The organism is Pelistega suis, assembly GCF_013133795.1.
In the GTDB taxonomy this organism is placed as follows: Bacteria; Pseudomonadota; Gammaproteobacteria; order Burkholderiales; family Burkholderiaceae_B; genus Taylorella; species Taylorella suis.
This window is the reverse complement of sequence record NZ_JABGBN010000003.1, coordinates 124,843-136,553: the sequence shown is the minus strand read 5'-3', so window position 1 is coordinate 136,553 and position 11,711 is coordinate 124,843. Positions and strand designations below refer to the sequence as shown.

The window sequence follows — 11,711 nt, the reverse complement described above, 5'->3', positions numbered from 1 at the left end:
TTTTAGGGGGGGGGGGGGGTACATACGACATCATATTTCTTTTCCAGTTGTTTAAATAACTTAACGTTATATTCTAAGAAATGTTTCAACGAATTTCAATAGGTAATACCACCACCCCCTATCTTACGGGGTTTGATATATCGCTTAAATATGCTTAATCATATACGCACGGACTTTTTCGACATCACAATCCATGATTTCAACACGTTGTGGTAAGTCTTTTAGACCTTTTAAATGCTCAGGCACAGGGGCTGGCTGACCAATGGCTTCTTGAATAGTCTCTGTGAATTTTGCGGGTAAGGCAGTTTCTAAGACTAACATCGGTATACCCTCTTCCACAAATTCACGTGCTACTTTGACACCGTCTGCTGTATGTGGGTCAAGTAAATAACCATTACGCTCAAACTCCGCTTTAATCGTGGACAAACGATCCTCATGCGTACTCACACCTGCGACAAAACCAAACTGACTTTCAAACTCGGCTTTACGTGCACTTAAATCAAACTGCCCTTTATCTGCCAATTCTTGCCATAGCGCTTTGACTTGTGTCCCATCTTCTCCAACAAAATGATAGATAAAACGCTCAAAATTCGATGCTTTAGAAATATCCATCGAAGGACTTGATGTAGCATAGGTTTGCTCTGGCGAACGAGGACGATAGATACCCGTATTAAAAAACTCTTCTAATACATTATTTTCATTGGTTGCCACAACAAGACGACGAATAGGCAAGCCCATCTGACGTGCAATATGCCCTGATAAAACATTACCAAAATTACCCGACGGTACGGTAAACGAGACTGTTTCGCCTGATGATTGAGTCGCACGCAACCATGCCCAGAAGTAATACACGACTTGTGCCGAGATACGAGCAAAGTTAATCGAATTCACTGCCCCTAGGTGATATTGCTCTTTAAACGCTAAATCATTACCTAGTGCTTTAACAATGTCTTGGCACTCATCAAAAACACCTTTAACCGATAAATTAAAGATATTATCATCTTGCAAAGAATACATCTGAGCACGTTGGAACTCACTCATACGACCAAAAGGCGACAGCATAAACACCTTAACACCTTTTTTACCTCGTAATGCATATTCGGCAGCAGATCCCGTATCACCCGAAGTGGCGCCGAGAATATTTAAAGTACGACCTTGTTTAGCCAATACGTATTCAAAGATATTGCCTAAGAACTGCATGGCCATATCTTTAAACGCTAGAGTAGGACCTTCTGAGAGACCCACAATCTGAATCTGCTCATCTAATTTTTTTAATGGTACGATATCCGGCGAGTTAAAGGCTTGCGTATTATAACTGCGCGCACATAATGTCGCTAAGTCCGCTTTAGGAATATCCGTGATAAATAGGCTTAATACCTCAGTCGCTAATTCAGCATAACTCAGTTTACGCCACGACTCTAAGGTCTCACTATTGACCTTAGGCATTTGCGCTGGCATCGCTAAACCACCATCACGCGCCAAACCTTCTAGTAGCACAGATGAAAACTCTACTGCCTCTACACCACCACGCGTTGATACATATTTCATGATAATTCTTCCAAACGAATCATAGTCACTTTAGATTGAACAAACGACAAACGCTCAATTTGCTTAATAGCTTCAAGCACATTGCCTTCACGAGCTTGATGAATTAAGAAAATAATCGAAGCACCATTTGTCTCTGGGTCTTGAATCATCGAATTAATAGAGATATTACCCTTGGCTAAAATGGTGGCAATCTCTGCCATTACCCCAGGACGATCCTCGACATGTAGACGTAAATAATACGAAGAGGTCACTTCTTCAATTGGGAGAATTGGATAATCTGCTAAGGCATTAGCTTGGAAGGCTAAGGGTGGTACACGGTGTTCTGGATCGGCAGTAAGTAGGCGTGTCACATCCACTAAATCTGCCACCACCGCAGAGGCTGTTGGCTCAGAGCCCGCACCTGCGCCATAGTATAAAGTCTCACCGACCGCATCGCCCTTAACAACGACAGCATTCATCGGTCCCTCAACACTTGCAATTAACTTGCTATTGGGTACTAAGCAAGGATGGACACGCAACTCGATACCACTATCTCGGCGAATCGCCAAACCTAATAACTTAATACGATAGCCTAAGCGACCCGCTGCCACCACATCTTCAGGTGCAAGACGGCTAATACCCTCAACATACACCTTGTCAAACTGAACTGGAATACCAAAGGCAATCGATGCTAACAAGGTCAATTTATGCGCAGCGTCTACGCCCTCGACATCAAATGTCGGATCGGCTTCCGCATAACCTAACTGTTGCGCTTTTTTCAACACCTCAGCAAAAGAGAGTCCTTTTTCACGCATCTCTGTCAGAATAAAGTTAGTTGTACCATTAATAATACCCGCTAACCATTGAATACGATTGGCTGTTAAACCCTCTCGCATCGCTTTAATAATCGGAATACCACCAGCTACTGCCGCTTCAAAAGCCACGGTGACTTGACGCTCACTAGCCGCCTTAAAAATTTCATTACCATGCACGGCTAATAAAGCCTTATTGGCGGTCACCACATGCTTACCATTTTCAATGGCTTTAAGGACGAGTTCTTTTGCTAATGTTGTACCACCAATCAGTTCAACAACCACCTCAACATTGGGGTCATTAACCACCGACAGCATATCATCGCTCACAGGCACAGCATTACCAACCACCGCTGTTGCTTTAGAGGTCGTACGTGTAGCAATACGTACAATCTCAATTTGACGGCCTGCACGACGAGCGATTTCTTCGGCATTGCGTGTTAATACATTCCAAGTACCACTACCCACGACACCGAAACCTAATAAACCAACTTTAATTGGATTTAATTGACTCATTTTAAATAGCCATCCTTTTTAAACATATCTTTAATACCACGTACCGCTTGCTTGATGCGTTGCTCATTTTCAATTAAAGCAAAACGTACATAATCATCGCCATACTCACCAAACCCCACACCCGGTGATACGGCAACCTTAGCTTGAGCTAATAATTTCTTAGAGAACTCTAAAGATTTAAGGTGAGCATATTGCTCTGGAATTTTTGCCCAAATATACATAGAGGCCTTAGGAATATCGACCATCCAACCGGCCTCATGTAGACCTTTTACTAAAACATCACGACGTTTTTGATATTCTTGAACCACTTCCGTCACACAATCTTGCGGACCGTCCAAAGCAGCAATCGATGCCACTTGAATCGGTGTGAACGTACCGTAGTCATGATAGCTTTTAATGCGCGCTAATGCGGATACAATTTCTGCATTACCGACCATAAAACCAACACGCCAACCTGCCATATTGTAGCTCTTACTCATCGTAAAAAACTCAACGGCCACATCCTTGGCGCCAGGTACTTGCATAATAGAAGGTGCAACATAGCCATCAAAGCAAATATCCGCATATGCTAAGTCATGCACAACAATGATATTTTCTTGCTTAGCTAATTTAACTATTCGCTCAAAAAACTCTAATTCCACACATTGTGCAGTTGGATTACTTGGGAATCCAATAATCAACATCTTAGGCTTGGGGAACGTATTATGAATAGCACTCTCAATCTCAGCAAAGAAATCAATTCCAGGTCCCATGGGAATTGAGCGCACATTCGCACCTGCAATCACCGCACCATAGATATGAATTGGATAACTCGGATTGGGTACTAATACGGTATCTCCCTCATCTAGCGTCGCTAACATCAAGTGGGCTAAGCCCTCTTTTGAACCGATAGTGACAATCGCCTCTGAATCTGGATCAAACGCCACGTCATAACGACGTAAGTACCAATCCGTAATCGCTTTACGTAAACGAGGAATCCCTTTTGATACAGAGTAACCATGGGTATCTGGTCGAAGTGTAGCTTCCACCATTTTTTTCACAATATGCTCTGGTGTAGCACCGTCAGGATTACCCATCGACATATCAATAATATCTTCTCCACGACGGCGCGCGGCCATTTTTAGCTCGCCAGTAATGTTAAATACATAGGGAGGCAAACGTTCAATGCGTGGAAAGTGTCTCATGATAGATAACCTTAAAAATAAAAGAAGAATAAACTTAAAAAAATAGCGTATTTTCACCTTATTTTGCAAGGGATTTTGGGAATTTATTTAAAAAATTTTTCTCCCTTCTTTCCCATGAGAAAAACTCGCTTCCCTAAGCCTTATCTAAGCAGCAAGAATGTTTAAATATTTCGTTATAATAAAACTGTCATATAAATGACCTAGCATAAGTAAAAATTTGGAGTTCCAGTGCAATTACATAGAGAGCAACGAACCGCGCTAAATACCGTTACGGGTTATGGCGAGGACTATATTGAAGTCAATGATCAACGTTATCACCACCCTATCTGCTTTGGTCCTGAGGGTGAGGTACGTCATTGGCAGGTTAAACACTTTAGTGAGATTACATTAAAAGATATTGAAATAGCCGCAAATCTCGTAACAGAAAAAGCCTCTGCCATTGACTTTTTGGAAGAAAATGTATCGCCTCGTTACCTCAACGCACCCGAAGTCATTATTATCGGGACTGGTAAACGTCAAGCTTTTATTTCCCCTGCGATTCTTGCACCATTATTACACGCAAGAATCGGTATAGAGACAATGGATTCAAAAGCAGCATCTCGTACCTACAATGTTCTGATGTCCGAGGGGCGCAAGGTCGCTGTTGCACTATTAATTGATTAAAGGATTAACAAAAATGAGCCAAGTAGAATTAGGAAAAAAAGTCCCTGACTGGACAGCTGAAAGCAATAATGGCACGATATCACTTCGTGATTTTGCCGGTAAACGTCTTGTACTTTACTTTTATCCCAAAGATAGCACGCCGGGTTGCACAACTCAGGCACAAAATTTTCGTGACTTAGTTACCGAGTTCACTACTGAAAACACCGTCATTATCGGCGTGTCTCGTGACTCTCTAAAGTCACACCAGAACTTTATCACCAAACAAGAACTCCCCTTTACTCTCATTTCTGACCCTGATGAAAAGCTTTGTGAGATGTTTGGTGTGATGAAAATGAAAAATATGTACGGCAAACAAGTTCGTGGCATTGAACGTTCAACTTTCCTCATTAATGAGGAAGGTGTACTTGTTCAAGAATGGCGAGGTTTAAAAGTGCCAGGACATGTTGATAAAGTCCTTGAAACTATTAAAGCTCTTTAATCACTCTTTACTACTGGGAAAATAATGCCTTTACCAAAAATACCGACTCAATTAGCGGATAAAGTTGATCTTACTAAAGAACCTAAAGCAGACTATCGTCAACCAAGTAAAAAAGCATCCCCTAAAAAGGCGGAAACACTTGCAATTCCAGAGGTAAAGGTCTCCCAAGCAGATGAGGCTATTACAAAAACATCCACATCCACCAGCAAGAAGATGGCGAAAAAAACAAGCACTGGTGAACGTAAGTTATTTGTGTTGGATACCAATGTATTGCTACACGACCCAAGCTCTATCTTCCGCTTTCAAGAACATGATATCTTCTTACCTATGGTTGCACTCGAAGAGCTGGATCACCATAAAAAAGGCATGACCGAAGTGGCACGCAATGCACGCCAAGTCAGTCGCACCTTAGATGATTTATGTTCTGAGGTCAATGATTTATTAGCAGGCATCCCTCTCGATTGCTTAGGGAATAAAGAGGCGACTGGACAACTTTGGTTTCAAACCAGTAAATTAGACGACCCGCTAAGCATCCAGCTCCCTGATAGCAAAGCCGATAATATGATTCTGAGCGTTGTTCAGAGTTTGCATAATCAATTCCCTGCTCGTGCTGTTATTCTTGTTTCCAAAGATATTAATATGCGTCTTAAAGCCAGAGCTTTAGGCTTAAAGGCAGAGGATTACCTTAATGACCATAGCATCGAAGACTCTGACCTGATTTATGAGGGTAGTGTTCTTTTACCTGATAACTTCTGGACTCGTCATGCCAAAGATATGGAATCATGGACGCAAGCTGGCACCACTTTTTATAAAATCCGTGGTCCATTAGTAAACAATTTCCGTGTGAATGAATTTGTATACTTTGAGGGTGATAATCCTCTCTATGCACAAGTCAAAGAAGTGAGTGGCAAAACAGCTGTTTTAGCCACTATTCGTGACTATACACACCCGAAAAACAATGTTTGGGGAGTAAGTGCTCGTAACCGTGAACAAAACTTTGCGCTTAATCTTTTAATGAACCCTGATATTGACTTTGTCACTCTCTTAGGACAAGCAGGAACGGGTAAAACGCTTCTTGCTTTGGCAGCTGGCTTGACGCAGGTATTAGAAACCAAACGCTTTACAGAAATTATTATGACACGTGTTACTGTTCCTGTCGGTGAAGATATTGGCTTTTTACCGGGAACAGAGGAAGAAAAAATGCAACCTTGGATGGGGGCATTAGAAGATAATCTTGAGTTTTTAAATACCCAAGCACGTAAAGATAGCTCAATACAATGGGAACGTAGCCTCAGCAAGGAAATTATCCAATCCCATATTAAAGTCAAATCGATGAACTTTATGCGTGGGCGCACGTTTTTAAATAAATTTGTGATTATTGATGAGGCGCAAAACCTCACACCAAAGCAGATGAAAACACTTATCACACGTGCAGGTCCGGGAACAAAAATTGTTTGTTTAGGCAATATTGCCCAAATTGATACCCCTTACCTCACCGAAGGTAGCTCTGGTATTACCTATGTTGTCGATCGCTTTAAAGGTTGGCAGCATTCAGGGCATGTTACGCTACAAAAAGGCGAACGCTCTCGTCTCGCCGACTATGCTAGCGACGCTTTGTAACCAGAGTCACATTACCAATAAATTTACCCCATACGGACAGTTCCATATGGGGTAAATATTTTTATTCGTCTCACAGCAAAAAACAATGAGATAATCTTTCTGCTGCGTGAGCAGATTTATAACATCTTATCTAAATCGGCCAGAATGCCTGTCAACTCACTACGTAAAGACTGAATTTCTTGGGCACTAAAACGAACCGCTGCTTCCGCCTGCTTCACCTCGCGAACATCGCCTAAGCGATTACGTGCACCACTAATCGTAAACCCCTGATCATACAGTAACTCACGGATTTTACGAATTAAGAGTACTTCGTGATGTTGATAATAACGACGATTACCACGACGCTTTACGGGGTTTAATTGGGTAAATTCCTGCTCCCAATAACGCAAGACATGCGGCTTAACATTACATAGCTCTGCCACCTCACCAATCGCAAAATAACGTTTAGCAGGAATAGGCGGTAAAGTCGCCGTCGATAACATATCTGGTTGCATCATATAAATCTATTCCAAATCCCTATCTATCCTTATCTAAGGATAGATACTTTCTATGTTGAATTTACTTCAACTTTTTCTAAAATGACTTTGATTTTACACTAGAAAAACAATTATTCAAAGTAAAAGCCTGTTTTATTCAAAACAGGCTTTATATCTTTTATCTTAAGAGGATAAATCTACACTAGAAGGATCTTCGATAATTCCTTTAAGCTTTTGACTTGCATGGAATGTCACCACTCGACGTGCCTCAATAGGGATAACCTCCCCTGTCTTTGGATTGCGCCCCGGACGTGCAGGTTTATCACGCACCTGAAAATTACCAAAACCAGATAACTTTACGGAATTACCATTAGCCAAAGACTCACGAATTTGATCAAAAAACGTATCGACAATATCTTTCGCTTCTCTTTTGTTTAAGCCCACAAAGTCAAATAGCATTTCTGCTAAATCTGCTTTTGTTAAGGTTTTATTTTCACCTGACATTATAAATAACTTCCTTTTATTAACGTTGGCGTACACCAAACTGACTTACCCAGGTATCCAAAACCTTTGCCATACATTGTTCAACACGCGCATCCTCTAACGTGACCGCTGAATCTTGTAGGATAAAGCGGAAAGCAAGGCTACGCTCTGGCGTATCACTCTTTGTATCTTTCCAGATATCAAATAAATTAATATCTTGAATAATGGCGAGTTCCTCACTACGTGAATGCTTAATCGCGTCAATTAACGACTGAACCTCTAAGGTATTCGCAGCCCAAATCGCCAAGTCACGAATAACGACTGGTTGATTCGATAATTCACCTGGTTGATGTAAAGCTTGGTCCTTTAATGACGCAACAGTCACTTCAAAAACAACTGGCGCATGATTTAAATCATACGCTTGTACCCATACTGGGTGTAGCTCACCAATCATACCCACCACTTCGCCATGTAGACGAATTTCTGCACTACGTCCTGGATGTAATGCTGGGTGGTCTTTTAAGGGTATGAATTGTAATTGATTTGAGGCACTTCCGTAAAGGTTTTGTAACTCTTTTTTCACATCAAAGAAATCCACTTGACGCGAAGGCATGCCCCATTGCTCTGGATAAGCCAAGCCCCAAGAAGCACCCGCAAGATGAAGTGGCTGATCCACATTAGCAACCGTTAAGTCACCATTTTTTACCTCAGCATTGCGAGAGAACACACGACCCAATTCGAATACTTTTACGCGATTTTGTTTACGTTTTGCGTTATAAACGATATTAGCGACTAAACCAGCAATCAAACCAGAACGCATAACCGCTAATTGACTAGCGATAGGATTTAATAAAGCGATTGGGTCTTTATTGCCCATCAACTTCTCTTCCCAGTCACGTTCTACAAAGCTAAAATTGACCACTTCTTGATAGCCTTGTGATGCCATCACCTGACGCATGGTGTGCTCACTACGTACAGTTTCTTCTGTCGGCAGCATCACCGCAGGTACGATAGGAGCAACATCAGGGATGTTATCAAAACCGTAAATACGAGCAACTTCCTCAATCAAGTCCTCTTCAATCTCAATATCAAAGCGGAACGATGGCGGTGTCACGGTAAAGACATCGTCTTTCTCTGTGAAAACCAACCCTAATTGCGTAAAGATACTGGCTACCTGCTCTTTTGCAACTTCGATACCGAGAATTTTCTGACAACGTGCGAGACGCATTTGCACAGGCTCACGTTTAGGTAGATTGATAATTTGATCATCAATAGGACCTGCCTGACCACCGCAAATCGTTAACACAAGACGAGAAATATACTCAATGTGCTCCTGAATTTGTTGGAAATCCACACCACGTTCAAAACGATGACTTGCCTCTGATGAGAATTTAAAACGACGTGCACGACCTGCAATCGCTTCTGGATACCAGAAAGCCGCTTCGAGATAAATATCTGTCGTCTCTAGTGATACCGCTGTCGCTTCACCACCCATAATACCAGCAAGGCTCTCAATCGTATCGCCTGCACTAATCACACCAACATCACCCGCTAAAGCGACTGTCTGACCATTTAAGAGCTCAAGTGACTCACCCTCTTTTGCCCAACGCACAGTCAAATCACCTTTGATTTTATTTAAATCAAAAATATGGGTTGGACGACCAAGCTCTAACATCACATAGTTAGAAATATCCACTAAAGCAGATACAGAGCGCTGACCTGCTCGTTCTAGACGTGTCTTCATCCAGTCTGGTGTGGCGGCTTTCGCATTGACACCACGAATCACTCGACCCGCAAAGCGACCACATAGATCAGGTGCCGCTACATTTACTTTTAAGGTATCGTTAATTTCAACCGCTACTGGCGAAAAATCAAAAGATTTTAATGGTGCATCAGTCAATGCTGCCACTTCACGTGCCACACCATAGACGGATAAACAATCCGCACGATTCGGTGTAAGTTTAATTTCAAAAACTTTATCGTTTAAATCTAAAGCTTCACGGATGTCTTGACCCACTGATAGGCTCTCATCCAAAATCAATAGACCTGAGCTTTCTTCAGAGATACCTAGCTCTTTAGCTGAACAAAGCATACCAAAAGACTCTTCACCACGTAATTTGCCTTTACTAATTTTGAAATTACCTGGTAATACGGCACCAATCATTGCTAAAGGAACTTTAATCCCCTTCGCTGCATTCGGTGCACCACATACAATTTGTAAAAGTTCGCCTGTACCGGCATCAACCTGACAAATACGTAATTTATCCGCATTAGGATGTTGAGCGATTTCTTTAATCTCAGCAACCACGACACCAGAAAACTCAGGGGCAACAGGCTCAACTCCTTCGACTTCAAGACCCGCCATCGTCAAACGATGAGCCAATTCTTCTGTATTTAAATTTGGGTTAGCAACTTCACGTAACCAAGATTCTACAACTAACATATTCAGTATCCAGACATTTATTTAAGGTTAAACATTGAATTGCTTTAAGAAACGCAAATCACCTTCATAGAATTGACGTAAGTCGTTAACACCGTAACGCAACATCGTCAAACGTTCAATGCCTGAGCCAAATGCAAAACCAACGTATTTCTCAGGATCTAAACCATAGTGACGAATCACCACAGGATGCACTTGACCAGAGCCAGAAATTTCTAACCAACGTCCTTTGTTAGGACCAGAAGTAAACATCATATCAATTTCTGCAGAAGGCTCTGTAAACGGGAAGAAAGAAGGACGGAAACGCACACATAAATCATCTGTTTCAAAAAAGGCACGGAGGAAATTCGTATACACACCTTTTAAATCAGCAAATGAGATATTTTCATCGATCCATAAACCCTCTACCTGATGGAACATCGGTGAGTGAGTCGCATCAGAGTCCACACGATACGTACGTCCTGGTGCGATGACTTTGATAGGAGGTTTATGCATACGTGCATAGCGCACTTGCATCGGGCTTGTATGTGTACGAAGCAATAAAGGCAAGCCTTTCTCATCTTTCATATCGACATAGAAAGTATCTTGCATAGAACGGGCTGGATGGTTTTCTGGATTGTTGAGTGCCGTAAAGTTAGTCCAGTCGTCTTCAATCTCTGGACCATCGGCTACTGAAAAGCCAATAGATCGGAAAATTTGTTCAATACGCTGCCATGTCTGAATCACTGGGTGAATACCACCCACATCAATCCCACGACCTGCTAGCGTTACATCAATTGTTTCTGCAGCTAAGCGAGTATTTAACTCCGCTTGCGCAAACGCCTCACGACGCTCATTTAATAATTGTTCAACCGCTTGTTTAGCTTGATTGATACGCGCACCTTCTGCTCGTTTTTCTTCGGGAGAAAGCTGTGCTAAACCTTTCATCAACGCTGTAATACTACCGCTCTTTCCTAAAAATTTCGCTTTCTCATTTTCGAGCGCTGCAATATTTGGAGCATTTTCAAAGCTTTCTTTAGCTTGTTGAATTAAATCATCGAGAGTCTGAGACATGACATTACCATTTTGTAAAAAACAAACGGAGCTCAAGAAATGAGCCCCGCTTGAGGGTTTCGTTAAACCAATGCAATTAAGCAGTGATTAAGCACCTAGGGCTGATTTAGCTTGGTTAACAACAGCTGCAAAACCAGCCTTATCATTAACAGCCATATCGGCTAATACTTTGCGGTCTAACTCGATAGCTGCCTTTTTCAAGCCAGCGATGAATGCGCTGTATGTTAAACCTTGTTCACGAACAGCAGCATTGATACGAGTAATCCATAAAGCACGGAAAGTGCGTTTTTTGTTGCGACGGTCACGGTAAGCATACTGACCGGCACGCATAACCGCTTGCTTAGCAATACGGAACACGTTACCGCGACGACCACGATAACCTTTAGCAGCATTAATAACTTTTTTGTGACGAGCACGTGCGGTTACACCGCGTTTTACGCGAGGCATAGTATTCTCCTA

Annotated in this window: 11 protein-coding genes; 3 read left to right on the top strand and 8 right to left on the bottom strand. The window is 42.0% G+C overall.

The features are described from left to right. Nucleotides 1–144: 144 nt before the first annotated feature. Genes thrC through alaC form a run of 3 tightly spaced genes read right to left on the bottom strand, consistent with a single transcriptional unit; the run spans nucleotide 145 to nucleotide 4,039 of the window. Nucleotides 145–1,548 (bottom strand): threonine synthase, encoded by a 1,404-nt coding sequence (thrC, locus tag HKX39_RS05970; protein WP_171680413.1) that lies wholly within the window; start codon nucleotides 1,546–1,548, stop codon nucleotides 145–147. Beyond that, nucleotides 1,545–2,855, bottom strand: a complete 1,311-nt coding sequence (locus HKX39_RS05965; RefSeq protein ID WP_171680412.1) for a homoserine dehydrogenase — start codon at nucleotides 2,853–2,855, stop codon at nucleotides 1,545–1,547. Before HKX39_RS05965 ends, thrC begins: the two co-directional genes overlap by 4 nt. After that, nucleotides 2,852–4,039 carry an alanine transaminase gene (gene alaC, locus HKX39_RS05960; protein ID WP_171680411.1) on the bottom strand — a complete coding sequence of 396 codons (1,188 nt, stop codon included), beginning with the start codon at nucleotides 4,037–4,039 and terminating at the stop codon, nucleotides 2,852–2,854. The genes HKX39_RS05965 and alaC overlap by 4 nt, the downstream gene beginning before the upstream one ends. 228 nt (nucleotides 4,040–4,267) lie before the next feature. On the opposite strand from alaC, the gene HKX39_RS05955 reads away from it, so the two are divergent. From HKX39_RS05955 to HKX39_RS05945, 3 genes are read left to right on the top strand one after another with little or no spacing between them, the layout of a single operon-like run. Further along, nucleotides 4,268–4,702 (top strand): MTH938/NDUFAF3 family protein, encoded by a 435-nt coding sequence (locus HKX39_RS05955; RefSeq protein WP_171680410.1) that lies wholly within the window; start codon nucleotides 4,268–4,270, stop codon nucleotides 4,700–4,702. A gap of 13 nt (nucleotides 4,703–4,715) precedes the next feature. Beyond that, a complete protein-coding gene (locus HKX39_RS05950) occupies nucleotides 4,716–5,180 on the top strand; it encodes a peroxiredoxin (protein WP_171680409.1) in 465 nt (154 codons plus the stop codon). Between the two features lie 24 nt (nucleotides 5,181–5,204). Then, entirely contained in the window at nucleotides 5,205–6,800 is a 1,596-nt protein-coding gene (locus HKX39_RS05945) for a PhoH family protein (protein WP_171680408.1), read from the top strand. Nucleotides 6,801–6,916: 116 nt separating this feature from the next. Here the strand turns inward: HKX39_RS05945 and HKX39_RS05940 are convergent, their stop codons facing one another. The 5 genes from HKX39_RS05940 to rplT form a co-directional block, all read right to left on the bottom strand. Then, on the bottom strand, nucleotides 6,917–7,297 hold the full coding sequence (locus HKX39_RS05940) for a MerR family transcriptional regulator (RefSeq protein WP_171680407.1): 381 nt from the start codon (nucleotides 7,295–7,297) through the stop codon (nucleotides 6,917–6,919). A gap of 162 nt (nucleotides 7,298–7,459) precedes the next feature. Next, nucleotides 7,460–7,816, bottom strand: a complete 357-nt coding sequence (locus HKX39_RS05935) for an integration host factor subunit alpha (RefSeq protein ID WP_257050422.1) — start codon at nucleotides 7,814–7,816, stop codon at nucleotides 7,460–7,462. Beyond that, a complete protein-coding gene (gene pheT, locus HKX39_RS05930; protein ID WP_171680406.1) occupies nucleotides 7,800–10,202 on the bottom strand; it encodes a phenylalanine--tRNA ligase subunit beta in 2,403 nt (800 codons plus the stop codon). The genes HKX39_RS05935 and pheT overlap by 17 nt, the downstream gene beginning before the upstream one ends. A 27-nt stretch (nucleotides 10,203–10,229) precedes the next feature. Next, entirely contained in the window at nucleotides 10,230–11,252 is a 1,023-nt protein-coding gene (pheS, locus tag HKX39_RS05925) for a phenylalanine--tRNA ligase subunit alpha (RefSeq protein WP_171680405.1), read from the bottom strand. A gap of 87 nt (nucleotides 11,253–11,339) precedes the next feature. Next, a complete protein-coding gene (gene rplT / locus HKX39_RS05920) occupies nucleotides 11,340–11,699 on the bottom strand; it encodes a 50S ribosomal protein L20 (RefSeq protein ID WP_171680404.1) in 360 nt (119 codons plus the stop codon). Between the last annotated feature and the right edge of the window lie 12 nt (nucleotides 11,700–11,711).

What these genes read in the sequence shown, in the direction of transcription:
- thrC (WP_171680413.1), bottom strand. Translation starts at nt 1,548, where the DNA reads ATGAAATATGTATCAACGCGTGGTGGTGTAGAGGCAGTAGAGTTTTCA.
- HKX39_RS05965 (WP_171680412.1), bottom strand. Translation starts at nt 2,855, where the DNA reads ATGAGTCAATTAAATCCAATTAAAGTTGGTTTATTAGGTTTCGGTGTC.
- alaC (WP_171680411.1), bottom strand. Translation starts at nt 4,039, where the DNA reads ATGAGACACTTTCCACGCATTGAACGTTTGCCTCCCTATGTATTTAAC.
- HKX39_RS05950 (WP_171680409.1), top strand. Translation starts at nt 4,716, where the DNA reads ATGAGCCAAGTAGAATTAGGAAAAAAAGTCCCTGACTGGACAGCTGAA.
- HKX39_RS05945 (WP_171680408.1), top strand. Translation starts at nt 5,205, where the DNA reads ATGCCTTTACCAAAAATACCGACTCAATTAGCGGATAAAGTTGATCTT.
- HKX39_RS05940 (WP_171680407.1), bottom strand. Translation starts at nt 7,297, where the DNA reads ATGATGCAACCAGATATGTTATCGACGGCGACTTTACCGCCTATTCCT.
- pheT (WP_171680406.1), bottom strand. Translation starts at nt 10,202, where the DNA reads ATGTTAGTTGTAGAATCTTGGTTACGTGAAGTTGCTAACCCAAATTTA.
- pheS (WP_171680405.1), bottom strand. Translation starts at nt 11,252, where the DNA reads ATGTCTCAGACTCTCGATGATTTAATTCAACAAGCTAAAGAAAGCTTT.
- rplT (WP_171680404.1), bottom strand. Translation starts at nt 11,699, where the DNA reads ATGCCTCGCGTAAAACGCGGTGTAACCGCACGTGCTCGTCACAAAAAA.